Genomic DNA, 25,481 nt, shown 5'->3' with positions numbered 1-25,481 from the left:
AATTAAATTGTTAATTCGTTTTCCTTTTGTAGAGTTATCCCTTCTTCAAAGATGTCGGCTAAAAAGAACATCAAATACCCCAAAATAAGAAACACTATTAATTCAGTTGAAAACAAATCAATTATTCTGCTAGAGGTTTGTGTCCATGCTAAAAAAGCAATATCAATAATCAGTGTTCCAAATGCAAAAGCAAGAAATGCTTTTCCTGCCTTTTTAAAAGCTGAACCAACTTCTTTCTGGAAAATCTTTTGTTCTGCAAACAATTTTGTCGTTTTATTCAGTTGGTAGAGACCTAAAAAAATGAATCCAAATACAATAATATAAGCAATGGCAAAAATCAAATACGTTCTGACCGATATTTGCACATCACTATTTGTCAAATTTACCTTAGAGAAAAAAGGTTCATCTGGCAAAGTCCACTTTCTGATTAATTGAAAAGTCCAATGTAGATAATCTATTAATTTTATTCCTGCGAAAATAATTCCGAGTAATAATAAATTATTGTAAAAAAATAATTAAATATTAAAAAAAAATATTTTTTTTATTTAATTGAGGTTCAGTAGATTAATTTTTGTTAAATTCTAAGCAACGAGTTATATTATAAGTACAATATTTATATTAAAAATTAACCTCAATGGAAAACTTAGTAGGAAATGAAATTGGATTGATTCATTTGATTTCATCTTGCTTTGCCTTATTGTTTGGAACTTTTGTTTTAATTGCAAAAAAAGGAACCAAAAAACACGTGCAAATAGGGTATTTATACCTTGTTAGTATGGGGATTTTAATTTCAACAGCCTTTATGATTTACCGATTATTTAATGGTTGGGGAATATTTCACTACACTACTATGGTGAGTTTAATATCTATACTACTTGGAATGATTCCTATTTGGACAAAAAAGCCAAAAAATAATTGGAAATACCTTCACTTTTCATTTATGTATTGGTCTGTCATTGGACTCTATGCAGCATTTGCAGCAGAAATATTAGTAAGAATACCGAATACTCCCTTTTTTGGAATGGTTGGAATCGCAACAGGAATAATTATGATTGCAGGCGGAATAGGTTTTGGAATAAAAATAGCGAAGTGGAAAAGAATATTTGAAACTGAATAAACATAAGATACTAAATGTTTAATTTTTATGCTGCCAAATTGATATCCAATCAGCTGTTCTAATGAAAATACTTTTATAATTATAAATTATGAAAATCAATACATCGTATTAGGGTTTGAAGAGGTGTTTGGAATTTGCTGAATCGCATCCCAGTGCTCACAAATCTTTCCGTTACTATCAAACCTGAAAAAGTCCATCGTAACATACTCATCATTATCTGGCCATATTTGATGTGTGTGCAAAGCGACTAAATCTCCTTCAGCTATACAACGGACGAACTCGATAGATTTTTCTGGATATGCTTTGTGCATACGTTCAAAATAATTTATAAACCCGCTTAAACCATCTTCAACTTCAGGGTTGTGTTGAATATACTCACGACCAACATATTTATCAACAGCCTTGTTTGGTTGACCTAGATAAGCAGTTTTGTAAAATGCAATAGCATTTTTTTTGTTTTGTTCAAGATTCATAGGTTTTATGCTTTTACGGTTTTTATTAATCGTCTTATATTTTTATAAATAAAGGCATTGGTTTTAACATAGTGAAATGATATAAAACACACAACAAGTATAAACAACACAGCACCTAATATGGCTTCTGTAGGATACAGTGATTGATAATAAAAGCGCTTTAACCCAATACCAGTAAAACTTCCGAAGATGATTATAAAATGAATCACATAAATCGATAAGGTTTTTTGTCCGATTTTACCAATAAGAGAACCTTTCAGAAATGGTTCAGCAGCATAAAAAACTCCAAATAATAGCAGCACGTTGCCGAATCGTGTAAACAGATAATTGTAATAAGCAGACGATTTTAATACCTCAATATCTGTCCAGTAATAAAGTTTCATTAAAAACCAGGATGAATATTCAATGAGAAGGCTTCCGAAGACAAAAAATGAAATCACTGTAATTAATCGAAATCTGTTTTTATGTACATGAGAAAAGAATACAGTAGCCAAAAAACCGCCAAAAGCTGTAAATCCAAACCATGGTAAAATAGTAAAAATTGAACCATTGCGTTTTGTCATATAATTGGCAAATAGTTTTGGGGTATGGCTTAAATCTAAGTTGCGATACAAGGGTTCAGTTAAAAAGCAAAAGCATCCTAAAACCAGTAGTAAAAGTGATAGCAACCGAAGCTGTTTTCGAAGTAAAACGTAACAACCAATTAGCATTATAAGAGATAAACCTATGCACTGTAAAACATCTACTACAAAAACATAATTGCTAAATTCACCATGTAACCACCCAAAAATATCAATCCGCAACGCATAGCCAACTACAATCAGCAAAAAGCTTCTGTACAACCCTTTTTTTATTCTGGAATCGTCATTCCCTTTATCTTTCGCTCTTAAAAGCAAATATAAAAATACCAAGCCTGAAATGGTAAAAAACGTAGGAGCAGTAATTCCTCTAAAATAGGACCAAATTTGGTATGCTAAATTTGATTCGTCTCTGTATATAGGATTCAAAAGTGTGTCAATAAAATGACCTTGAAGCATCATCAAAATAGCGAATGCACGTACAGCATCGATAAAGAAAAGTCGGTTGCTATTCAAATAAGTTGGTTTTAAAATTTAAAGATACTTTAATTTTCAAGGATTGCTAAAACTAAAATAATATCTTAGAGGTGTATTTTGGTCTATTTATGGAACAACTCAATCTATTATCTGAAAAATTCTCGTCTTTTGCTTGGGGAATTCCGTTACTCGCTTTGCTAATTGGAGGTGGATTATATCTTTTAATTTTGTCTAGGTTTTTACCATTTCGTTTTTTTGGTCACGCTATTCAAGTATTAAGAGGAACGTACGATGATCCAGATGATCCAGGAGAAATCAGCCACTTTAAAGCGTTAACAACAGCTTTATCATCTACCATTGGTATGGGAAATATTGCTGGAGTTGCTTTAGCTATTTCTGTTGGAGGACCAGGAGCTATGTTTTGGATGTGGATCAGTGCTATTGTAGGAATGAGCACTAAATTTTTTACATCCACGTTAGCCATTATGTACAGAGGAAAGGATAGTAATGGTGATTTGCAAGGTGGTCCGATGTATTTTATACAGGAAGGTTTAGGTAGAAACTGGAAATTTTTAGCAATACTATTCTCAGCATTCGGAATGTTAGGTGCATTGCCAGTTGTTAACGTCAATCAGTTAAAACAAGCTATAAATGATATCATATTAGTTCCAAATGGTGTTGAAGTCAGTTTGATTTCAAATTTAACAATTGCTGCAATCTTAGTAATTATAACTTCTATCGTTATTTTAGGAGGTTTAAAGCGCATCAGTAACATCGCTTCCAGAATGGTGCCATCTATGGTAATACTCTATTTTGTTTTAGTACTAATAATCTTAACTATAAATTATTCAGAAGTTCCAAAGTATTTTCTAATGATTTTCACTGATGCTTTTGAAGCCAATTACATCAATGATGATGCTGTCTTTGGAGGTGTTTTAGGTGCCCTGATTTTATTAGGAATTAAACGAGGCGCTTTTTCTAATGAAGCTGGAATTGGGACAGCTCCAATGGCACATGGAGCAGCTAAAACAGACGAACCCGTTCGTGAAGGCTTAGTAGCTATGTTGGGTCCAGTAATTGACACATTAATTGTTTGCACACTAACCGCTTTAGCTATTTTAGTCACAGGCGTTTGGGAAACAACTTCAGATAATGGAGTGAGTTTAACAGCAGCAGCGTTTCAAGATGCAATACCTGGTTACGGACAATATCTATTAATGATTTGTGTATTTGTCTTCAGCATATCTTCTTTGTTTTCTTATGCTTATTACGGGACAAAATGCATGTCTTTTTTAATAGGAGCAAACAAAAAACACTACTATAACTACCTCTATATATTGAGTATTATTTTGGCTGCTACAACGTCTTTTAGTACAATGATTAATTTTATAGATGGCATCTTTGCTTTTATGGCAATACCTACCATGCTCGCTACGATACTACTGGCTCCAAAAGTTGTAAAGGAAACAAATGAATATCTGAAAAGGTTGTCATCAAAATAAGGTTGTTGAGTTCAATTTATAATGTTTTATAGAACATATTAAGCATATTTGTATTTAATGTGCTAAATTGATATATTTATGCTAAATTAATATATATGACTGTAGATTTATGTCCAAACTGTGGTTCAGATCATTACATCAAAAGTGGAATTGTTAATGACAGACAGCGTTACAAATGTAAAAAGTGTAACTACTTTTTCACTGTAAACAAAATAGGAAAGAAAATTGACGATTATTATGTCAATAAGTCTTTACAGTTGTATTTAGAAGGGTTAACCTATCGTGAGATTGAACGTATTTTGGGTATTTCACATGTGAGTATTATGAATTGGGTCAAGAAGTATAATATAAAACGACCGTATAACACAAATTACCATCCAACCTATAAGATTCTCAATGCTTCAGAACTTGGAAATTACTTTAGTAATTCTGAAAACATCAAAGGTGCAGGTGTTGTTGTTACCGAATTAGGAGATAAATTTATGCTTATAAAATGGGAGCGTTTTAAAGATTAGTATACCTATTTAACATAAAAATATAGTTATTTTTTGTGAGAACATTGTTTTTAAGAGCTTAGTAGTGCACACAAAACCAATACATTACTAACTAACACATGTAAACAATGAAGAAACAATCCCTTTTGTTGATCGGTCTCTTTTTTATGATCTTTCAATGTATTATTGCTCAAGGTTCTCCAGATTATACTGGTGGACTGAAAGTAAAATTAAATGAGGATGGTTCTAAATACTTCAGAATCATTTCCTGGGCTCAATTTTGGGCACAACACAATTCAGACCGTCCATCAGATGCTAATGGAAATGAGCAAAGTGAACTTAATTTTAGTATACGAAGAGCTCGTGTACTTATGTACGCTCAAATCAATAAAGACTTTTTAATTCTGACACATTTTGGTTTAAACAGTCTTAATGCTGATAATATGTCTCCTGTAGGAACAGGTGATAACTCACAGTTGTTTTTTCATGATGTCTGGGCTCAATACAGTTTAAGTGATAACCACGCTATAGGTGGTGGCTTACATTACTGGAATGGAATTTCGAGACTCAATAACCAAAGTACTTTAAATATGATGACACTGGATAATCAACGTCAGGCATGGGCAACTATAGGCTTATCCGATCAATTTGCACGTCATATAGGAGTGTATGTAAAAGGTAAGTTCAAAAAACTACAGTATAGAATTGCTGTAAATGACGCTGTCACTAATAATTTACAAACTAGTGCAGTACCAGTAAATGATGGTGCAGCTATCTATTCTGGAAGACGTTTGCTGGGTTCTAAAGATGCAGGAAAAACCTATGCTGGTTATTTAGATTACCATTTCTTAGATGAGGAATCTAATTTTTTACCTTATAAAGTTGGAACTTATTTGGGAGGTAAAAAAGTCTTCAATATTGGAGCTGGATTTTTTCTGCATCCAAATGGTTCAGTAGTAGCAGATGGTAATGGTGAATTATCTGGTGAGGATGTTTCTATTTTTGCAATTGATGCCTTTTATGACGCTCCGTTAGGTGAAGGAGGAGCAGCAATAACAGCGTACTTACTCAGTCAGTTTAATAACTATGGAGAAGACTTTACTTTAGGGTCAACCTATGAAACAGGTTCATTAATACATGCACATCTAGGTTATGTTTTTGCTTCGGAAAGTAAAACAAAATTTCAGCCATATGTACAATTTGATAACAGACAAATTGATGCTATTGATAATCAGGCAACTTCTTTCGGAATTGGAGCTAATGCTTATTTCAGTGGACACAATTCAAAATTAACTTTAGAGTATTTCAATACAAAATATGGCGATAATGATGCTACTGGTACAGTTACGCTACAGGCAATGATTTACCTATAAAAATGACTATTATGAGTGAAAAACAAAAACATGCAACAGCGTATTGGAAAGAAAATATAAAATATCTATCCATACTATTATCAATATGGTTCATAGCGTCTTATGGCTGCGGAATTTTATTTAAAGAAGAACTCAATGAGTTTAGACTGGGTGGTTTCAAACTGGGCTTTTGGTTTGCACAACAAGGATCAATATACGTATTCGTAATTCTCATATTTGTCTATGTGAGATTAATGAATAAACTGGATAAAAAATACGGTTTCGACGAGTAACTCTTAACTAATTAAAAAAAACAAAACATTATGAGTGTACAAACGTGGACTTGGATATTAGTAGGGATTACTTTTGCCCTATATTTCGGAATAGCAATTTGGGCCAGAGCAGGTTCAACTAAAGAATTTTACGTTGCTGGAGGAGGTGTTTCTCCTTTAGCTAACGGAATGGCAACTGCAGCAGATTGGATGAGTGCTGCATCATTTATAAGTATGGCTGGTTTGATTTCATTCATGGGTTATGATGGCTCCGTGTTTTTAATGGGATGGACTGGTGGATACGTGCTTCTGGCATTGCTTTTGGCACCTTATCTCAGGAAATTTGGAAAGTTTACTGTGCCAGATTTTATTGGAGATCGCTATTATTCAAATACAGCAAGAACAGTAGCCGTTATTTGTGCTTTAATTGTATCGTTTACTTATGTCGCAGGACAAATGCGAGGTGTAGGAATTGTATTTTCTCAATTCTTACAGGTAGATATCAATATTGGAGTCATTATTGGTATGACAGTGGTTTTAATCTTCGCTTTTTTGGGTGGAATGAAAGGAATTACATACACGCAAGTGGCGCAATACTGTGTGTTAATTTTCGCCTTTATGGTACCAGCGTTTTTCATTTCCATTCAAATGACTGGAAATATTATTCCACAAATAGGAATGGGAGGAACTGTTGAAGATGGTACATTTCTACTTGATAAATTAGATGCCTTACATACACAATTAGGCTTCAATGAATATACAGATGGTAGCAAATCAACTTGGGATGTTTTTGCCATTACTTTAGCATTAATGGTTGGTACTGCTGGATTACCACATGTAATTGTTAGATTCTTTACAGTTCCAAAAGTAAAAGATGCACGTAAATCTGCGGGTTATGCATTATTACTAATCGCTATTTTATATACCACTGCTCCTGCAATTGCTGTTTTTGCAAGAACTAATCTAATTGAAACGGTAAGTCAAACAGAATATAAAGAAATTCCAGAATGGTTTAAAAACTGGGAGGATACTGGATTAATTGCTTGGTCAGATAAAAATGGCGATGGTAAAATCCAATATGTAGCTGGTTCTGCCTTAGATGGTAAAAAACCAGTGTATACAGATGCAAGAGGAGCCAGTGGCGAACGAATGATTTCAAATGCTAATGCTAGCACTAAAAATGAATTGTATGTAGATCGTGATATTATGGTGTTAGCGAATCCTGAAATTGCTAATCTTCCAAATTGGGTGATTGCTTTAGTTGCTGCTGGTGGTATTGCAGCAGCATTATCAACGGCTGCAGGATTGCTACTGGTTATTTCTACATCAATTTCACATGATTTAATTAAAAAGCAATTAAAACCTAACATATCTGATAAAGGTGAACTAATGTGGGCTAGAGGAGCTATTGTTGTTGCTATTATTATCGCTGGACTCTTCGGAATTTATCCTCCAGGGTTTGTCGCAGCCGTCGTCGCACTTGCTTTTGGATTAGCTGCAGCTTCATTTTTTCCGGCAATTATTTTAGGAATTTTTGATAAACGAATGAACAAACAAGGTGCTATTGCAGGTATGATTGTTGGAATAGTATTGATGCTATTCTACATGATTAGATACAAAACAGGTCTCATTGGCGTTATGGATCCAAGACCAGTAAGTGAGTGGTGGTTTGGAACATCTCCTGAAGGCTTTGGAACCGTTGCTATGTTAGTCAATGTTGTGGTATCAGTAATCGTTTCCAGATTAACTCCGGCACCTCCTCAAAATGTTCAGGATATGGTGGAAAGCATAAGAATACCTTCTGGAGCAGGTGAAGCTTCAAGTCATTAATTAGCCTTGCAATTTCTGTAGTTTGAGAAATTTCAGGTATATTAGTTAGTTAGAAAATCAGCGTTACTTAATTGTAATGCTGATTTCTTATATTAGTTGAAATATTTAAAGTTTCTGTTATTTTAACATCAGAATTACTTAGGGCATTCCAAATGAAAAAGCGTCATGAACAAAAATTAGTAGTACTGTCAATAGCTTTATTCTTGCTGTTCAATATCCCCTTCGTTTTAATATTCAATAGGGAAGGTGCTGTTTTGGGCATACCCACATTTTATTTTTTAATCTTTTCAATTTGGTTGGTATCCATAATCATTTCATACATCGTATTAAAACGTCACTATGAATAATTATTTGCTTGTTTCTATCATTATCATTTATCTGGCAGTGTTATTCTACATTGCTTTTGTTGCCGAAAAGAAAAAGCAAAGCAAATGGGTTAATAATCCTTACGTTTATACATTATCGTTAGCAGTGTATTGTTCTGCTTGGACGTATTATGGAAGTATTGGAATTGCTGCAAATTCAGGTATTAACTTTCTGCCCATTTATTTAGGTCCTGTAATAGCTGCGCCTTTATGGATTATAGTGCTTAGAAAAATAATAAGAATTTCTAAACAGCATAAAATTTCATCTATTGCGGATTTTATTTCTCTACGCTACGGAAACCATAAATTTCTTGGTGCTTTAGTCACCTTAATTTGCCTATTTGGTACTGTTCCTTATATTTCATTGCAATTAAAAGCGGTGTCTGAAACTTTTGAAATTATGGCAGATGAAACCAGTTATATTTCAACCACGATACTGGATGACTCTACTTTTTATGTCGCTTTATTATTAGCCGTATTTGCGACTTTCTTCGGAACTCAAAATACAGATGCCTCAGAAAAACATAAAGGAATTATAGCGTCTGTTGCATTTGAATCCATATTAAAACTAGTGTTTTTTCTGATTGTTGGTGCTTACATTACATTTTATCTGTTTGATGGCACTTCAGATATTTATAGTCAAATATCCCAACTCAGTAATTTCAAATCGTTAACCACTTTAAGTGGAGTTGAAGATGGGTTTAACTGGTTTTTTATGATTGCTTTGTCTTTTATGGCTATTTTCTTGTTGCCAAGACAATTTCAGGTTGCCGTTTTGGAAAACAATCGTGAAAAACATTTGAAAAAAGCAATTTGGTTGTTCCCTTTATATTTATTGTTATTCAACGCTTTTGTAATCTTTATAGCTTGGGCTGGAAAACTGACCTTTGGTGATGCTTCATATGCTGAATATTATACGCTTTTATTACCACTTCAAAATGGGAATTCATTTTTAGCAACACTAGTGTTTTTAGGTGGTTTTTCAGCAGTAATCTCCATGGTAGTTGTTTCTACTTTAGCCTTATCTACCATGGTAAGTAACAACCTTATTATTCCTTATGGGTTTTTGGATAAATTCATTAAAAACCAACCTGAGCGCAATTCGAAATACATAAAGAATATCAGACGTATTTCTATTTTCACAATTATCATTGTCGCTTACTTTTTTTACGTTTCCTTTTCTAAAGAATTATCCTTGTATTCCATTGGGTTAATTTCATTTGTAATCATAGCACAATTAGCACCTTCATTTTTTATTGGATTGTTCTGGAATCGTGGCTCATCAAAAGCGACTATCATTGGTATGATTTCCGGGTTGGCAATCGCAGTGTATACACTCGTGCTCCCTTTTGTGATTCAAGCCTATACTGGAAGTGATAATTTTGTACAATATGGATTTCAAGGTGTTTCTGTTTTAAAACCATATGCCTTATTCGGAATAGATTTTCTGAGTCCACCTGCACATGCGTTTTTCTGGAGTATGACTGTAAATGTGATGTGTTATTTGGTGTTTTCGCTTCTATATAAAGGGCATTACAGAGAACGAAATTATGCAGAAATGTTTGTCGATAGCAAAAACTTTTCAACACTTCAGGATAGTGCTTTGGTTTGGAAAGGAGAAGCCTATGTCGCCGACATTAAAAGTGTCTTAATTCGGTTTTTAGGTGAAAATAGAGCTAATCGAGCCTTAAAAATCTTTTTTACAAAGTATAAAATGTCACCAAATACTCAAATGGCTGATGCAAGACTTATTAATTTTTCTGAAAAACTATTAACAGGTAGTATTGGTAGTGCTTCTGCAAAAATATTAATAGCTGGTGTTGTCAAAGAAGAGCAAATTAGTTTGGTTGAAGTGCTGAGAATTTTAGAAGAATCAAAAGAGAATATTGTTAATAATAAGATGCTTCTTGAAAAATCAACTGAGTTATCACAATTGTCTTCAAAATTGAAAGATGCGAATGCAGAATTAATTTTAAAGGATAGACAAAAAGATGAATTTTTAGACACCGTTGCTCATGAATTAAAAACACCCATTACAGGTATTCGTGCAGCAACAGAATTACTGATGGATGATGATGACGATATGCCCAAAGACATGAAGCTTCAGTTTCTAAAAAACATTCTTCAGGATTCAGACAGATTAGGGCGTTTAATTAATAATATTTTAGACTTCGAAAAACTGGAAACAGGTCGATTAAATCTGGATATTCAGCGCTATGATCTTCAGAAAACAATAAAGAAAGTGTTGTCCAGTGTTTCACAAATTGCAGCTAAAAAAGATATTATTATTGAAAATAAAAATCCGCATAGTTTTAAATTAAGTTATGATGAAGATCGTATTCTTCAAGTGCTAACTAATTTATTATCGAACGCTATTAAATTTTGTAAACCAAAAACAGGAAAAATTGTTTTGGATTATAAACTCGGAAATGAATATGTTGAAATCTCTGTAGCTGATAATGGTAAAGGGATTTCTGATGAGGATCACGACTATATTTTTGATAAATTTTATCAGTCTAAACATCAAAATACAGTTAAACCTCATGGGAGCGGTTTAGGTTTGGCCATAACAAAGCAGATTATAGAAAAACATAAGGGCAAAATTTGGGCTGATAAAGGTTTAAAAAATGGAGCAAAGCTTGTTTTTAAGCTACCTTTTAAGTAAATTGTATTAAATTTTTATGAAGAGAAAAATTTTAATAGTTGACGATGAGCCAAACATAGTGATGTCCTTAGAATATACCTTTAAAAAACAAGATTTTGAAGTGTATATTGCCAGAGATGGAAGTGAGGCTTTAGAAATATTAAAACAAGAGGTTCCAGATATTGTTTTGCTCGATATTATGATGCCAAATGTTGATGGATATCAAACCTTAACACACATAAAAAAAGCAAAAGGATTAGAACACACTAAAGTTGTGTTTTTAACCGCTAAAAATAAAGCTTCAGATATTGAAAAAGGTCTAAAACTAGGAGCAGACAAATATTTAACTAAACCGTTTTCAGTAAAAAAAATAGTTTCAGAAATTCTTGAACTAATCGATTAAATTTTGGTTTTGTGTGCAAACAAACTAATGTTTAATTAAAGTTTTAAGACATGAAATTTCATATCAATCCCTTAGCGTCAGATATTATAATTAGTATCTATGCCATTGCGACGCTATATCTTAGATTTAAATTTGAAAATGACACCAATGTAAATGCAGGACTATCAATAGTTATGGGCATTTGCTTTGTAGTTATTTTATGGGCACTTATAAAATTAAAAGTGCTAAATCCTAACTGGTTTGGCTTACTAAACTCTAAAAAGTTAAAGCCATGAACTACCATAAATTTTATCAAAAAAGTATCCAGCAGCCCGATGAGTTCTGGAAAGATCAATCTAAACAACTGGAATGGTTTAAGGCACCAAAATCAATTATTTCAAAAGATAAGTATGATTATTATCAGTGGTTTGAGGATGGTGAACTTAACTTAAGTTATTTGTGTATCGATAAACACATTAAAGATGGTTTTGGAAATCAAAATGCTATCATATACGATTCTCCAGTTACCAATATCAAAGAAGTTATTACATTTAATCACCTGTACCACGAAGTATCAAAACTAGCTGGTGGATTACAAAATCTCGGACTTAAAAAAGGAGATACATGCATCATTTATCTGCCAATGATTCCACAAGCGCTTTATGCAATGCTGGCATGTGCCAGATTAGGAATTATACATTCTGTGGTTTTTGGTGGATTTGCACCTCACGAACTTGCTATTAGAATTGAAGATTGTAATCCTAAAGCTATAATTACGGCATCTAATGGTATTGAAATAGAGCGCATTGTACCTTATAAGCCCTTTGTTGATGAAGCTATTTTGCAGTCTGCTCACAAACCAGAACATGTTATAGTATTTGACAGACAATTAGGAGTTGAGATACCTCATAAAGCATATGATATTGATTATACTACTCTGGTTGAAAAATCTCCTTCAGTTGAGGCTGTTTCTTTAGAATCAACACATCCATCTTATATTTTATACACGTCAGGAACTACTGGAACTCCAAAAGGAATTATTAGAGATACTGGTGGTTATGCTACAGCTTTAAAGTTTTCTATGAATTATATTTATGATGTTGAACAAGGCGATGTATTTTGGGCAGCCAGTGATGTTGGTTGGGTTGTAGGTCATAGTTATATTGTTTACGCACCATTATTAAATCGTAATACAACAATTCTATTTGAAGGAAAACCGATAAAAACACCTGATGCTTCAACGTTTTGGAGAGTTATAAGTGAGTATAAAGTAAAAGTTATGTTTACAGCACCAACAGCTATTAGAGCTATAAAGAAAGAAGATCCCGATGGTGAACTTTTAAAAATGTTTGATATGTCTTGTTTAAAGTATCAGTTTTTGGCAGGAGAGCGTTGTGATGTTTCAACTTTGACCTGGACGCAACATCACTTAAAGATTCCCGTAATTGATCATTGGTGGCAAACTGAAAGTGGTTGGCCAATGTTGGCAAATATGGCAGGTGTAGAACTACAAGCTGTAAAACCTGGATCAGCTGGTTTTCCTGTTTGTGGCTATGATATACAAATTTTAAACGAAGAAGGAGAAAAGGTTTCTGATGGTAGCGAAGGCTATGTTGCCGTGAAATTACCATTGCCTCCTGGAACGTTATCCAATCTATGGAAAAATCCCAAGCGATTCAAATCTGGTTATCTCGATCGTTTTCCTGGATATTATTTTTCAGGAGATGGAGGTTACAAGGATGAAGATGGTTATGTATTTATTACTGGTCGTGTTGATGATATCATCAATGTTGCTGGACACCGATTATCAACTGCCGAAATGGAAGAAGTCGTTGCATCTCATAAATCGGTTGCCGAATGTGCTGTCTTTGGTGTTCATTGTGAACTAAAAGGTCAGAAGCCACTGGGACTGATTGTTTTAAAAACAGGAGTCGTTTTGTCAGAACAAGAGATTCAAAAAGAAATTATTAAAAATATTCGTCATGAAATAGGAGCTGTGGCATCATTTAGAGATGTACTTATTGTAAATCGATTACCAAAAACACGAAGTGGAAAAATTCTTCGTAAATTATTACGCAATATTGCAGATGAACAACAATATAATATTCCATCTACTATTGATGATGTCGCAATTATTAACGAAATTAAAACAGTATATCAAACCCATTATATTGGGATTTATAATTAAAAAAAATAACCATGAGTAATTATCATATTAAACATTTAGAAGAATACTATCAAGTTTATAGAAAATCAGTAAGAAATCCTGAAGTTTTTTGGGAGGAAATCGCAGAAGAACATTTTATGTGGCGCAAAAAATGGAGTAATGTTTTAAGCTGGGATTTTACGAAACCAGAGATTAAATGGTTTGAAGGTGCTCAACTCAATATTACTGAGAATTGTATCGACCGTCATTTGGCTGTAAGAGGAGAAAAAACAGCTATTATTTTTGAACCTAATAGTCCAGATGAAGCAGCTCAGCATATCACTTACAATCAATTACATGAAAAAGTTTGCCGATTTGCAAATGTATTAAAAGACAAAGGAATTAAAAAAGGTGATCGGGTTTGCATTTATTTACCTATGATTCCTGAATTAGCAGTTTCTGTGTTAGCATGTGCTAGAATTGGAGCAATTCATTCTGTAGTTTTTGCAGGATTTTCTTCAACAGCTTTAGCTACCAGAATAAATGATTCAGATTGCAAAATGGTCATAACCAGTGATGGTTCGTATAGAGGTTCTAAAACCATAGATTTAAAAGGTATTGTTGATGAAGCATTAGAAGACTGTACTTGCGTAGAGTCTGTATTAGTTGCCAAACGCATCAATTCAGACATCCAAATGAAAGAGGGTCGCGACCTGTGGTTACAGCCTTTACTTGATAAGGCAGCTTCAGATTGTCTGGCTGAAACCATGGATGCCGAAGATCCATTGTTTATACTATATACATCAGGTTCTACAGGAAAGCCTAAAGGCATGGTTCACACTACAGCAGGTTATATGGTCTATACAGCCTATACCTTCAAAAATGTATTTCAATATCGTGAAGAAGATGTGTATTGGTGTACTGCTGATATTGGTTGGATTACAGGTCATAGTTATATAGTTTATGGACCACTATGTAATGGTGCAACAACAATCATGTTTGAAGGCGTACCAAGTTATCCAGATTTCGGACGATTTTGGAACATCGTAGAAAAACACAAAGTCAATCAATTTTATACAGCACCAACTGCAATAAGAGCTTTAGCAAAAGAAGGTGTTGAATATTTGGAACATCATGATTTGTCATCGCTCAGAGTGTTAGGGACTGTTGGAGAACCCATTAATGAAGAAGCCTGGCATTGGTATGATGATAATGTAGGAAAGAAAAAAGCACCAATAGTTGATACCTGGTGGCAAACAGAAACTGGTGGAATTATGATTACACCTATAGCTTTTGCAACACCAACAAAACCAACTTACGCCACGTTGCCGTTTATTGGCATCCAACCAGCATTAATGGATGAAAACGGAAATGAAATTAAAGGGAATCAGGTTGATGGTCGTTTGTGTATAAAATTTCCATGGCCCAGCATGGCAAGAACTATTTGGGGAAATCACCAACGTTATAAGGACACGTATTTTTCGGCTTATGAGCATAAGTATTTTACAGGTGATGGTGCTTTACGTGATGAAGTTGGTTATTACAGAATTACAGGACGTGTTGATGATGTTATTATTGTTTCTGGTCATAATTTGGGAACAGCTCCAATTGAAGATGCTATCAACGAACATCCAGCTGTTTCTGAAAGTGCCATTGTAGGCTTTCCACATGATATTAAAGGAAATGCGCTTTATGGTTATGTCACTTTAAAAGAAACAGGAGAAGATCGTAATCACGATAATCTAAGAAAAGAAATCAATCAAATTATCACAGAACAAATTGGTCCAATAGCTAAATTAGATAAGATTCAATTTACCAATGGATTACCTAAAACTCGTAGTGGTAAAATTATGCGTCGTATATTGCGAAAAATAGCAGGTAAAGATACCAGCAATTTGGGTGATACCAGTACGCTTTTAAATCCGGAAGTTGTTCAGGAAATTATAGATAATGCTTTATAGGTTTAATTAATGATAAAAAAAATCGCTTTTATAATTTTTGCAGTTTTATGTATCTCAATTGGGTTATATCCCTTGATATATTTTATAATTGATCCAACATTTGGTCTGTTAAATTCTAAAAGCGATTTGTTGTTAAATGATGGGCTTTGGAATATTGGGTTTTATGCACATATTTCGTTAGGAGGCTTAGCACTTTTAATTGGTTGGACTCAGTTTAATAAAACACTTAGGAAAAACAATATTAACTTGCATCGTAACATTGGTAAAGTTTATATAATTTCGGTGTTGCTTAGTGGATTTTCTGGTCTGTATATTGCTTATTTTGCAACAGGAGGAATAGTCTCTACGTTAGGGTTTTCTTTATTGGCGTTGATCTGGATTTATACAACCATACGAGCCTTTTTAGAAATTAAAAATCGTAGTATAAGTAAACATCAAAAATTCATGATTTACAGTTATGCTGCCTGCTTTGCAGCTGTTACTTTAAGAATCTGGTTACCAATTTTAACGACTATTTTTCAAGACTTCATGACAGCTTATCGGATTGTGTCTTGGTTGTGCTGGATTCCAAATATGGTAGTTGCAGCTTACATTGTTAAAAGTCAGGAGCTTAACAAAATGCAACTTTAAATCCAGTTCAAAAAATCCTTTAGTTTTAAACGTTTTTTCTTTTGTCTTAATAAAGCAGATAGTTTTAAAAATAGTACAGCAGTTAAAAAAGCATCACCAGAAGCTGTATGTCTGTCCTGCATTTTTATGTTAAAAGTCTCACATAATTCATCTAAGCTATAATATTTCTCATCTTTGAGGTATTTAGTTTTTTTATACAGTTGTCCTGTATCGATGACTTTATTTTTCAATTTTGGCAAATCCATGCGTTTTAAAGCTTCATTAATCATGGCAACATCAAAAGCGATATGATGTGCAATTAAAACGGAATTTTTAATATGATTTAAAAATTTAATTATGGCATCTGACTCCTCTATTTTAGTAAGAGTTCCTTCTTTAAGCAAACCATGAATTTCAACAGTTTCTTTATTAAACTGCTCTTGTTTTAAATAACACTCTAAACTATCTGAGATATGAATTTGAAAGGCTTTAACTGCGACTGTTCCAATAGATAATATTCTATCAGATTTAGGATTCAAACCAGTAGTTTCAGTATCAAAAACTACAAAGCGTACTGTTTTTAAATCATCATGTTTTTGTTTGAAGGCTTCTCTATACACCTTGTAAAACTCAGGGTAATTATGACGACTTTTAAACCAATTCATTATAGTAGCTGTGATAATTTAAATCTAATTTGAACAAGTTCCTGAATATCTTTAACAGGTTTAAAGCAGCCTTTTAATTTTAATCTATCAGTTTTACTTAAACTCTTAACATCAATAAAACGTCCGGAATCTCCATGTTTTAAACCATGTTGTGTTCTAAAGCGTAATAAAATTCTAAAGGCGTTCACACAAGACTCGTAGAGGTCACTATTCTGAGGTTCTAAATCACAAAGTTTCTGGTAACGTGCCAATGTGCTATTTATCTCTTTAATTTCATGAGATAAAACCAGTAATCGAGCTGCATCAACTAAAGGCATAATGGCTCTGGCTTTAATATCAAATTGATCTTTATGTTCTCCAGAATCTTCCACTAAAAAATTTCTAAAAAAACTTAGAGGAGGAGGGTTTTTAAGGGCATTGCGACCCATGAAATTCAAAAAGATTTCATAATTATCAATAGCTTCAAATATGCTATCAGACATTTCATCAACAAGTTCATGATTACCATATACCATATCGTAATCAAAAAAAATGTTACAAAGCATCATTTTATCTTCATCAGGATGTGTGATCCAGTTTTTAAACTGAGCTTTCCACTGAGAAACAGATAAACACCATTTTGGATTACTTGCCATCATTTCTGCAGGACACAATTCAAAACCAACAACATCAAGTTTGCTATTGATTGCTTTTGACAAGTTGATAAAATATGTTTTTGCTTCTTTATCATTCTCTACATCTTCATATACTAAAGCATTATCTTGATCTGTGAGAAGTAATTGCTCTTTCCGTCCTTGACTACCAATTGCTAACCATGCAAAACTCGTTGGTGGTTTTTCATATATTTCATCCATACTCAACTGAATACAACGTTTTGTTATGGCATCATTAATAGCAGCAATAATATGGGTAATGAATGAAATAGGAATGTGTTGTTCAATGTAATTCTTCATTAAAACCTGTGCTTTTTGTCTGATGGTTTGAAGCTGATTTGCAGAAGTGGCACGTTTGATTTCTTTAATGAGTACTGAAGGATTATTCCCATGAATTACGATAATATCATGTTCTGAAAGAATACCAACTAATTCAGAATTAATGGTGCCATCTTTCGTAATACATAAATGTGATATGCTGTGTTTGAGCATGGCAATTTGTGCTTCGGCTACAGTAATCTGTTCTGGAAAAGTTATAACTGGAGAAGACATAATTGCTGAAACCTGTTCTGAAATCTTGTGCTTACCCGTTGCGATTTTATGTCGCAAATCCTTATCAGTGATAATACCAATTGGCCTTTTGTTTTTTGTTACTACAACAGATCCTACTTTATAATTACTCATCATAATTGAAGCCTCCTTTATGGTCATTTCTACTTGACAGGTAATAGGGTTTTTAGAAAAAGAAGCCGATTGTACTTCGGTAAAATTAGATGCGTTTGGTTGTAATATGGTTTCATTTGCAAATATCTTTCCTTTGTCTTCCTTTGAATAAGGATTACGAGCATTAGTAGCAAAACTTGCTATAATAAACTGATTTGCCTGAAGATTATTTATAATGACTTCTTCAATTAAATTAGCAGGAATACCATATACAATGCTTTCTTCAATAGCAACGGCATTAAGCAAGTAAAGGTCTTTACGAATAATGGCACGTAATCCAAAAATATCGCCTTCGTCACATTCATCGACTAAGGTTTTATCACGATATATTCCTATAGCTCCATCTTTAACCACATAGAAGCAGTCATGTAACACGTCGTTTTGCTTAAAAACATAATCTTCTTTTTCAAAGTAAATGACTTTTACTTGTGACGAAATTATAAATAACTGATTGTAGCTTAAAGAATCAAAAGGAGGAAAGCTTTTAAGGAAATCTAAAATACGCTCTGCAATGGTGTTCTTCATCTTACTAATTTATGTAAAATAAATAGTATAAAAGCTGAAAAACGTCAGGTATTTGCTAAAATGCTATAGTTATTTAATACTTCACAAATGAATAAGAACCTATTTCTTTTTCAGTAAGACTTTTTCATTTGTAAACTGGTTTGCTTCGTCTAAAAATGCAATCATTTTTGACCAGTTACTGTTTGGCTCGTAATAATGTTTATAGCGCTTTGACGTTTCAATGACTAACTGATTGTCTTCAATTTTTGCATGACTGATAAACGCTCCAGTAGAATTGTCCACATTTTTATTCAGATTCTCTAAGCCAGTCACAGTATAACCTTCGGGAATATTAAATCTAATGGTATAGTTAAACGCTCTTGGGTGTGGTAAGTATACATTTTCTGTACGTTGACGTTCTTTTTCATCTAAATCTATTTGTCCACCAATTAATTTACCTATTTCAAAAATATAATTGGGACCAGCTTTCTTGATTAAGGCATTTTTAGCTGAAAAGCTTTCAGTAAATGTAAAATAGCTATCAAGTGAATAGCGTCCGTTTTCATTAATTATATAAGTGTAATCCTCAATATCATCGATTCCGTATTCTCCTTTTGCGCTGTTTTCAAAACGTTCTTTTTGGGTAGTTTTTAATTTTTCAATTAAAGCATCCATTTCTTTTTGAAATTTGATCTTATTTTTCTTTCCTCTTGTAACTTCAATCCAAGATTCTGTTTCATATTTTTTATAATCTTCAAAGACATAGTCACTAAACAATAATCTGTCATATTGTTGCTCTCCTTTTTGATGGCCTTTAAAACTATTAACCGCAGACAGAGAGAATCCGGAGAAGTCATCATTTAAACTGAGAATCATTTCTTTTTTAGTTTCGTTGTCTTCATACGTTGATGATGGTAGAGAACCTCGATCTATTTTATCAATAATGCGTTTGTTTTTCTTTGAAGATAACAATAAGATTTCTGTGCCTTCCATAAGCGGAGAAAATTCATTGATGTTGGTATGCGGACTAAAAAACTCTGCATATGAAGGTTCTGGTGTATTAACTTTTACCATAACGTTTAGGTTTCGTTCAATAAGTAAATCGTCAATATTACCATCAAAACGTTTTTTACCTACAACAATACTGTAATCAATTTTTTGTCGTTTTAAGAATTCTGTAAAATGTCTGATGAATTGTTTTTGATTTTGAATGAAAACAACATTGTTTCCATAGACCATAAACGGATAGGTAGAAATATTTGCTTCTCTAGCATAAAACGCCTCTAAATAACGTGTCAGGTAATAATGACGCATGTAATAATAAGCAGCAGTTACTTTTTCAGAATCATTTTTAAATGATTTTCCTTTGAAAAAATCTTTCACATCACCAACATCACCATCTGGTTTAAATCTACTATCGTAAAGGTCTAAAACTTCTTCATCTGAAACACTGGTTTTAATGATGTCTTCCTTTTCAGGGAGAAAGGCTAAGGCACGATCTTCAAACTTTCCAGATCGGGCAAAATAAACTTGAAATTTATACGAAGGTAATTCTACTAAAGGGTAAAACCAACGTGTGTATTCACGCTTAGGAATATTTGTTTCCGTAAGCTCATAACGTCTCATGTTCTTTTTTTCTGTTGGAATTTCAATTAAATCTGGTGCTCCATTAAACGAATTGAAGTTGATAAAGAAATCATTTTCAGTCTCAAAGAATAATTTAAAATCCATAATTGGATATTCTTCATTTAAACTTGTTTCTACTGGATCAAAGCCAAAAGCATATGTGCTTTTAAAAGGTTCATTTTTATACGAATAATAATCAATGATATCACCAACTTCAAGGTTTGATATGGCTAATTTGGTCTCACCATCAACTTCAACAGCATCATTTTCTACATCAATTTCTGTAACAGTTCCATCTGGTTTAATCACTTTAACACCAACAAAAGTATCTCCTTTTTTCTTCCATGAAAAACGACCCTTCGATGATCTGAAGCGTTTGATAAAAGCAAACTCCGAAAATTCTTCAACAGCAGCTTTATCTAACAATTTTATACGCTTTCTTACCGAAGTGGTATAGGTTACATTTTTACCATATTTATGAAAATCGTAGTTTTCATTCTTATAAATAATCACAGCCGATTCATTTGACCATTCTGCTGGGATATCATTGGCATTTTTGTAAGCATCATTGGTTCCCCAAAAAAAATCTTTAGCAGCCAACTCTTCTTTGGATTGAGAATAAGCGCTTGTGGATACTATAAAAATGATTAAGAGTAGATATTTAGAAGTCATAAGTTAGTCTTTGTTTAAGATGATTTGTTCGTTGTATAAGGCATCGAGTTTTTTGATGAAACCATTCCATTCTTCGAAATCGCTTGTTTCAATTTTAGCATGTTTTATACGGAATTGTTTTTTGTAAATAATAACATTGTTTTCTCTCGAAAAGTTAACGCTCATATTAAAGTTGTCACTGGCTACCGAAATATTTTCTGGTAAATGTGAAATTTTATAACCTTGAGGAATTTCTAAATGAGTGACAGATTCCAGGTCTTTTTTTGATCTGAAAATGTAATCTGTATGGCGTTCTTCCATAATAAAATTTGACAATTCTTTATCGAAATCAAGGTCGATATACACTTGATTGTCAAAAGAGGATACGGCATTTTTTACATCTACATCGTAAGCAATGTTTATGTTGCCATCACGATTTTGTAAATCTGAAGTTTCAATATTAGACACTTTAATATTACTGTTTCCTTTATTGAGATAGTATTCTAAAAATTCATCTTTTTTATCAGTTTTCAAACTATTGAAATAGTAGAGTAGACCAGATCGACTTTCACCATTATAGATTTTGTCAACGTTGCCAACAATATTATTATCTGAAAGTTTCAAGCTATAAGCAAATTGTTCTTTATTAAATTCAGCTTCAGAATTTGGAACATATTCTAAAATATAATCATCGCCATTTTCAATTAAAACTTGCTTGCCTTGAATACGATCTGCATATTCACCAAAAGCATTAAATTTTTCAGTGCCATCTAAGAAAATAGTCTTACCATCTTTAAAGAGTGTACATATCATATGGTTATCTACAGAGAGATTAGGTGTAGAGTAGTCATAAGCAATTCGTTTTGTACCAATCCAGGTTAGACGTGCATCGAAACCCGCTTCAATCAACATTTGTTTTGTGAGATTAGCCATGCCCTTACAGTCACCATAACGTTTGGTAAACACATTAGAAGCTTCATCAGGTTTAAAACCTGCAATACCATCCTCAAAAGCGATATACCGAATATTATCTTGAACCCAGTAGTAGATGTTTTTTATTTTTTCTTCATCTGAAGTCGCATTTTCTGTGAGTTCTTTAACTTTAGATTGTATAGGTGTATTATCGTTTTCTAAGCTGTTTACCAACGATTTATACCAGTTATAGAGATCTTGTGTTTCTTTAAAAATATTAACTGTTTCATCATTTACTGTGTAAGATTTAGCTAAAATAAGAATGTGAGGATAAATATATGTAGGTCCAGGAGCAGACTTGTCTTTATACATTCCTGGAGTGTCTTTTAAGGTATAAGTATAGATTTTTCCATTTCCTTTTTTATTCGGATTTACATTTTTTTCAATAGCATATCCTTCAAAATTCATTTCTTTAAGCTCTAAATCTAACCAATCTGGAACTTCAATACAAATCGTTTTTTTTACTGTTGGGTATTCGCCATTAAAATAGAGTTTAGTAAAATACTTGATGTCTTTGTATTCCTTTTTAATTGAGGTTAAATATCGATAGCCTTTTAAAGGGAAATCAATATTTGCATATTGTACACGACTGTCGTTATGAAATAAATCATCGCTAGTATAAGCTTCATCTTTTACATAAAAACTCGCTTCTTTTTGATTTCTATATCTAATTTCAAATTCTTCGATAGTCGATTCTCCATCGTAAAAATTATAGATTTGAATATCAGCTCGAGAGTCTATATTAATCATGTTTTCGGCTACATGATGCATTACAGTCACCTTTCCATCGCGTTTATTTAAATCAAAAGAAACATCATCCTTACTGGTAATCAATGCGACATGGTCATCAGGATATAGTTCTTTTAATGTGTTAGCTAAAGTAATGTCTTCAGTTGCTGGCTCAATTCTTTTTTGTGAAAATGCGGAGGAAATTAGTGTTAAACATAGGAAAACACTTAACGTGTATTTAATCATAGGTAGTTGTTAGAATGCGATTGTGTTTGTGCAATAGTTAAGAAAAAGTTAAAAATAGGACTTTTTTTATTATTTCACCTGACCTTTTTATTAAAACATTTAATTATGCACGCATAGTATTTTTCATATCTTTACAAAAAATAATAAGCATGACTCCAACAAAACTCACTAAGCTTTTAAATATAAAATATCCAATTATACAAGCACCAATGTTTTTGGTTTCTAATGTTGCCATGGTAAAAGAAGCTATGAATGCTGGTATTGCAGGATGTATTCCAGCATTAAATTATAGAACACTAGACGAGTTAAGAGTTGCTATAAAAGAATTAAAGGCAGCTAAACTAGAAGGAGGATCTTTTGGCTTTAACCTCATCGTTAATAAATCTAATATCAAGTATAAAGGTCAGTTGGAAGTACTGTGTGAAGAAGGTTGTGATTTCATTATCACATCATTGGGAAGTCCTGAAGAAACCATAAATCAAGCTCACGCTGTTGGGATAAAAGTGTTTTGTGATGTTACCGATTTACGTTTTGCTAAAAAAGTAGAGCAATTAGGTGCTGATGCTGCTATTGCAGTAAACAATGAAGCTGGTGGTCATAGAGGAAATCTTACTCCAGAAGAATTAACCAACCTATTGAGTAAAGAATTAACTATTCCTGTGATTTCTGCAGGAGGAGTTGGTTGTAGAGCAGATATTGACAAAATGCTGAGTTATGGTGCTGAAGGTGTCTCTGTTGGGAGTCCGTTTATTGCTTCAGTTGAAGCTGGTGTTACAGACGACTATAAGCAAGCCTGTGTCGATTATGGTGCTGATGATATTGTGATGACTGAACGTATTTCTGGAACACCTTGTACAGTTATTAACACCCCTTATGTTCAAAAAATAGGTACCAAAGCAACTTGGTTAGAAAACCTGTTAAATAAAAACCGCAAACTTAAAAAGTGGGTGAAAATGATTCGCTTTTCAATAGGAATGAAAGCCACTGAAAAAGCAGCAAAACAAGCAACGTATAAAACCGTTTGGGTAGCTGGTCCTAGTATTGAGCATACTAAAGCCATTTTACCAGTAAAAGATATTGTTTCTAAGTTGGTTAATGCTTAGAGTATATAAGTTAATTCTATTGTGTTATGGATTAAAAGTCAATATTATTTTGAACTAATTTTGTTTTTAATTAAAAATCCATATGAAACGAATTTATTACATTTTACTTAGTGCTTTATGTGTAATAATAATTCTTGTGTATTGGTCAGTATCGAGTACATCTAAAACATTTCAACGTTGTGAAATATTAGATTTTAAATCTATTGATGCCATCAATTTTAAAAACCATGATTCAGTTTTAGTTGCTGCGAGTGTGCTGTACGAGGCTGATGATATCAAAATCTTAATACAAGGAAGTCAATATAGAGATGTCTGGTCAACACCAGTTATGGTTCCTGTAGTATTTCTTGATACACTTTTTGGAGGCATGAACATTGTAAAAGAAGGAGGAGGAAAGCAAACCCATTCGTTGCGTTTAAAAGCTAAAAACGGAATAGAATATACATTGCGAAGCGTTAATAAAGATCCAAAACCTTTAATTCCTGATGTAGCAAAAACCTTAGGCTTAGAAAATATTGTTGTTGATGGTATATCGGCTCAACATCCTTATGCAGCATTGGTTGTTGCGAAGTTGTCTGATGAAGCTCAAATAATTCATACCAATCCGAAATTAGTTTTTATACCAAAACAAAAGGTATTACATCACTATAATAAGAATTATGGAAATCGTTTATATCTTCTGGAATATGAAACTGAAAGTGATGTCAATTGGACGTCCATCAAAAATGTAGATAAATTAGTCGATACTGAAGATTTACAAGAGTTAAAGGTCAAATTAAAAAACAATCTTTCAATTGATAAAAAAGCACTTATCAGAGCGCGACTTTTTGATTTTATAATTGGAGATTGGGACAGACATACCAAACAATGGGGTTGGGCAATTCAAAGCATAGCTCAAAAATACAATGCCATTCCAGTGCCAGGCGACAGAGATAATGCTTTTTTTAATCCAGAAGGGCTTATTCCATCTGTTTTATCAAATGAACATGTCATTCCAGAATTGAGACCATTTAAAGAAGATATTGATTATATGGCAGGTTTGGTGTATCCATTTGATCGTTATTTTTTGATACACACACCTGAAGATCTATTTGTTTCAGAAGCTAAATATCTACAACAGCAACTTACAGATTCAGTAATTGAAGCGAGCATAAATATCTGGCCAGAAAACATTGCCAAACTTAGCGAAAACGAAATTATTAATAAAATCAAACATAGAAGGGACGATTTAATTAAATACGCTAAACAATTCAAATATGAAATTGATAAGCAAGGTCTGGTTAAAAATATCCTAAAAGGATCAGATGATGTTGAATTTGATAATCATTTTATTGATTGTTTTGAATGTTTATAATTCATGTAAACTGTAACATTTTTCATTTAAATGTATCTTTACAATAATCAACA

20 protein-coding genes are annotated in these 25,481 nt (G+C 32.9%); 13 read left to right on the top strand and 7 right to left on the bottom strand.

The genetic code is table 11. From position 1 onward, the window contains the following. Positions 1 to 2 precede the first annotated feature (2 nt). A complete protein-coding gene (locus ACRHNM_RS05595) occupies positions 3 to 365 on the bottom strand; it encodes a DUF2975 domain-containing protein (protein ID WP_431134535.1) in 363 nt (120 codons plus the stop codon). A 269-nt stretch (positions 366 to 634) separates the two neighbouring features. On the opposite strand from ACRHNM_RS05595, the gene ACRHNM_RS05590 reads away from it, so the two are divergent. Beyond that, positions 635 to 1,117, top strand: a complete 483-nt coding sequence (locus ACRHNM_RS05590; RefSeq protein ID WP_431134533.1) for a DUF2306 domain-containing protein — start codon at positions 635 to 637, stop codon at positions 1,115 to 1,117. Positions 1,118 to 1,212: 95 nt separating this feature from the next. Here ACRHNM_RS05590 and ACRHNM_RS05585 read toward each other — a convergent pair whose 3' ends face one another. Both ACRHNM_RS05585 and ACRHNM_RS05580 read right to left on the bottom strand, forming a co-directional pair. Further along, positions 1,213 to 1,590: a nuclear transport factor 2 family protein gene (locus ACRHNM_RS05585; protein WP_431134531.1), complete on the bottom strand. Its 378-nt coding sequence runs from the start codon at positions 1,588 to 1,590 to the stop codon at positions 1,213 to 1,215. Between the two features lie 5 nt (positions 1,591 to 1,595). Then, positions 1,596 to 2,684 carry a heparan-alpha-glucosaminide N-acetyltransferase domain-containing protein gene (locus tag ACRHNM_RS05580; RefSeq protein WP_431134529.1) on the bottom strand — a complete coding sequence of 363 codons (1,089 nt, stop codon included), beginning with the start codon at positions 2,682 to 2,684 and terminating at the stop codon, positions 1,596 to 1,598. 89 nt (positions 2,685 to 2,773) lie between these two features. On the opposite strand from ACRHNM_RS05580, the gene ACRHNM_RS05575 reads away from it, so the two are divergent. The 10 genes from ACRHNM_RS05575 to ACRHNM_RS05530 all read left to right on the top strand — a co-directional run bounded on the left by ACRHNM_RS05575 (position 2,774) and on the right by ACRHNM_RS05530 (position 16,223). Beyond that, positions 2,774 to 4,147, top strand: a complete 1,374-nt coding sequence (locus ACRHNM_RS05575) for an alanine/glycine:cation symporter family protein (protein WP_431134527.1) — start codon at positions 2,774 to 2,776, stop codon at positions 4,145 to 4,147. 95 nt (positions 4,148 to 4,242) lie between these two features. After that, positions 4,243 to 4,662: a transposase gene (locus ACRHNM_RS05570; RefSeq protein WP_431134525.1), complete on the top strand. Its 420-nt coding sequence runs from the start codon at positions 4,243 to 4,245 to the stop codon at positions 4,660 to 4,662. Between the two features lie 107 nt (positions 4,663 to 4,769). Beyond that, positions 4,770 to 6,014: a hypothetical protein gene (locus ACRHNM_RS05565; RefSeq protein WP_431134523.1), complete on the top strand. Its 1,245-nt coding sequence runs from the start codon at positions 4,770 to 4,772 to the stop codon at positions 6,012 to 6,014. An 11-nt stretch (positions 6,015 to 6,025) separates the two neighbouring features. Then, entirely contained in the window at positions 6,026 to 6,286 is a 261-nt protein-coding gene (locus ACRHNM_RS05560) for a DUF4212 domain-containing protein (RefSeq protein WP_040249453.1), read from the top strand. Between the two features lie 30 nt (positions 6,287 to 6,316). After that, on the top strand, positions 6,317 to 8,095 hold the full coding sequence (locus tag ACRHNM_RS05555) for a sodium:solute symporter family protein (protein ID WP_431134521.1): 1,779 nt from the start codon (positions 6,317 to 6,319) through the stop codon (positions 8,093 to 8,095). A gap of 339 nt (positions 8,096 to 8,434) precedes the next feature. Then, a complete protein-coding gene (locus ACRHNM_RS05550; RefSeq protein WP_431134519.1) occupies positions 8,435 to 11,125 on the top strand; it encodes an ATP-binding protein in 2,691 nt (896 codons plus the stop codon). 16 nt (positions 11,126 to 11,141) lie between these two features. Continuing rightward, positions 11,142 to 11,507, top strand: coding sequence for a response regulator (locus tag ACRHNM_RS05545; protein ID WP_431134517.1), 366 nt, complete (start codon positions 11,142 to 11,144; stop codon positions 11,505 to 11,507). Positions 11,508 to 11,778: 271 nt separating this feature from the next. After that, positions 11,779 to 13,674 carry an acetate--CoA ligase gene (locus tag ACRHNM_RS05540; protein ID WP_431134515.1) on the top strand — a complete coding sequence of 632 codons (1,896 nt, stop codon included), beginning with the start codon at positions 11,779 to 11,781 and terminating at the stop codon, positions 13,672 to 13,674. Positions 13,675 to 13,685: 11 nt separating this feature from the next. Next, positions 13,686 to 15,593: an acetate--CoA ligase gene (gene acs / locus ACRHNM_RS05535; protein ID WP_431134513.1), complete on the top strand. Its 1,908-nt coding sequence runs from the start codon at positions 13,686 to 13,688 to the stop codon at positions 15,591 to 15,593. Positions 15,594 to 15,602: 9 nt separating this feature from the next. Beyond that, a complete protein-coding gene (locus ACRHNM_RS05530; protein WP_431134511.1) occupies positions 15,603 to 16,223 on the top strand; it encodes a DUF2306 domain-containing protein in 621 nt (206 codons plus the stop codon). On the opposite strand, the gene ACRHNM_RS05525 is transcribed toward ACRHNM_RS05530, so the two are convergent. From ACRHNM_RS05525 to ACRHNM_RS05510, 4 genes are all read right to left on the bottom strand, one after another. Continuing rightward, positions 16,220 to 16,867 carry a 3'-5' exonuclease gene (locus ACRHNM_RS05525; protein ID WP_431134509.1) on the bottom strand — a complete coding sequence of 216 codons (648 nt, stop codon included), beginning with the start codon at positions 16,865 to 16,867 and terminating at the stop codon, positions 16,220 to 16,222. The genes ACRHNM_RS05530 and ACRHNM_RS05525 overlap by 4 nt on opposite strands. Then, complete coding sequence (locus ACRHNM_RS05520) at positions 16,867 to 18,768, bottom strand: DUF294 nucleotidyltransferase-like domain-containing protein (protein WP_431134507.1); 1,902 nt, start codon at positions 18,766 to 18,768, stop codon at positions 16,867 to 16,869. The genes ACRHNM_RS05525 and ACRHNM_RS05520 overlap by 1 nt, the downstream gene beginning before the upstream one ends. Positions 18,769 to 18,867: 99 nt before the next feature. Continuing rightward, on the bottom strand, positions 18,868 to 21,045 hold the full coding sequence (locus ACRHNM_RS05515) for a hypothetical protein (protein ID WP_431134505.1): 2,178 nt from the start codon (positions 21,043 to 21,045) through the stop codon (positions 18,868 to 18,870). 3 nt (positions 21,046 to 21,048) lie between these two features. Beyond that, a complete protein-coding gene (locus ACRHNM_RS05510) occupies positions 21,049 to 22,971 on the bottom strand; it encodes a transglutaminase-like domain-containing protein (protein WP_431134503.1) in 1,923 nt (640 codons plus the stop codon). 149 nt (positions 22,972 to 23,120) lie between these two features. On the opposite strand from ACRHNM_RS05510, the gene ACRHNM_RS05505 reads away from it, so the two are divergent. Both ACRHNM_RS05505 and ACRHNM_RS05500 read left to right on the top strand, forming a co-directional pair. After that, positions 23,121 to 24,074 carry an NAD(P)H-dependent flavin oxidoreductase gene (locus ACRHNM_RS05505; protein ID WP_431134501.1) on the top strand — a complete coding sequence of 318 codons (954 nt, stop codon included), beginning with the start codon at positions 23,121 to 23,123 and terminating at the stop codon, positions 24,072 to 24,074. A gap of 82 nt (positions 24,075 to 24,156) precedes the next feature. Next, complete coding sequence (locus tag ACRHNM_RS05500) at positions 24,157 to 25,428, top strand: hypothetical protein (protein WP_431134500.1); 1,272 nt, start codon at positions 24,157 to 24,159, stop codon at positions 25,426 to 25,428. Positions 25,429 to 25,481: the final 53 nt, after the last annotated feature.

This window comes from Psychroserpens mesophilus (assembly GCF_050617655.1).
Classification (GTDB): domain Bacteria; phylum Bacteroidota; class Bacteroidia; order Flavobacteriales; family Flavobacteriaceae; genus Psychroserpens; species Psychroserpens mesophilus_A.
The sequence above is the reverse complement of the archived record's forward strand: the minus strand, read 5'-3'. Positions and strand labels throughout refer to the sequence as shown.

Excerpts from the sequence above, each read along its gene's own strand:
- ACRHNM_RS05560 (WP_040249453.1), top strand. The coding sequence starts at position 6,026 with ATGAGTGAAAAACAAAAACATGCAACAGCGTATTGGAAAGAAAATATA.
- ACRHNM_RS05565 (WP_431134523.1), top strand. The coding sequence starts at position 4,770 with ATGAAGAAACAATCCCTTTTGTTGATCGGTCTCTTTTTTATGATCTTT.
- ACRHNM_RS05540 (WP_431134515.1), top strand. The coding sequence starts at position 11,779 with ATGAACTACCATAAATTTTATCAAAAAAGTATCCAGCAGCCCGATGAG.
- ACRHNM_RS05510 (WP_431134503.1), bottom strand. The coding sequence starts at position 22,971 with ATGATTAAATACACGTTAAGTGTTTTCCTATGTTTAACACTAATTTCC.
- ACRHNM_RS05550 (WP_431134519.1), top strand. The coding sequence starts at position 8,435 with ATGAATAATTATTTGCTTGTTTCTATCATTATCATTTATCTGGCAGTG.
- ACRHNM_RS05590 (WP_431134533.1), top strand. The coding sequence starts at position 635 with ATGGAAAACTTAGTAGGAAATGAAATTGGATTGATTCATTTGATTTCA.
- ACRHNM_RS05555 (WP_431134521.1), top strand. The coding sequence starts at position 6,317 with ATGAGTGTACAAACGTGGACTTGGATATTAGTAGGGATTACTTTTGCC.
- ACRHNM_RS05520 (WP_431134507.1), bottom strand. The coding sequence starts at position 18,768 with ATGAAGAACACCATTGCAGAGCGTATTTTAGATTTCCTTAAAAGCTTT.
- acs (WP_431134513.1), top strand. The coding sequence starts at position 13,686 with ATGAGTAATTATCATATTAAACATTTAGAAGAATACTATCAAGTTTAT.
- ACRHNM_RS05570 (WP_431134525.1), top strand. The coding sequence starts at position 4,243 with ATGACTGTAGATTTATGTCCAAACTGTGGTTCAGATCATTACATCAAA.
- ACRHNM_RS05500 (WP_431134500.1), top strand. The coding sequence starts at position 24,157 with ATGAAACGAATTTATTACATTTTACTTAGTGCTTTATGTGTAATAATA.
- ACRHNM_RS05525 (WP_431134509.1), bottom strand. The coding sequence starts at position 16,867 with ATGAATTGGTTTAAAAGTCGTCATAATTACCCTGAGTTTTACAAGGTG.
- ACRHNM_RS05505 (WP_431134501.1), top strand. The coding sequence starts at position 23,121 with ATGACTCCAACAAAACTCACTAAGCTTTTAAATATAAAATATCCAATT.
- ACRHNM_RS05575 (WP_431134527.1), top strand. The coding sequence starts at position 2,774 with ATGGAACAACTCAATCTATTATCTGAAAAATTCTCGTCTTTTGCTTGG.
- ACRHNM_RS05585 (WP_431134531.1), bottom strand. The coding sequence starts at position 1,590 with ATGAATCTTGAACAAAACAAAAAAAATGCTATTGCATTTTACAAAACT.
- ACRHNM_RS05545 (WP_431134517.1), top strand. The coding sequence starts at position 11,142 with ATGAAGAGAAAAATTTTAATAGTTGACGATGAGCCAAACATAGTGATG.
- ACRHNM_RS05530 (WP_431134511.1), top strand. The coding sequence starts at position 15,603 with ATGATAAAAAAAATCGCTTTTATAATTTTTGCAGTTTTATGTATCTCA.
- ACRHNM_RS05515 (WP_431134505.1), bottom strand. The coding sequence starts at position 21,045 with ATGACTTCTAAATATCTACTCTTAATCATTTTTATAGTATCCACAAGC.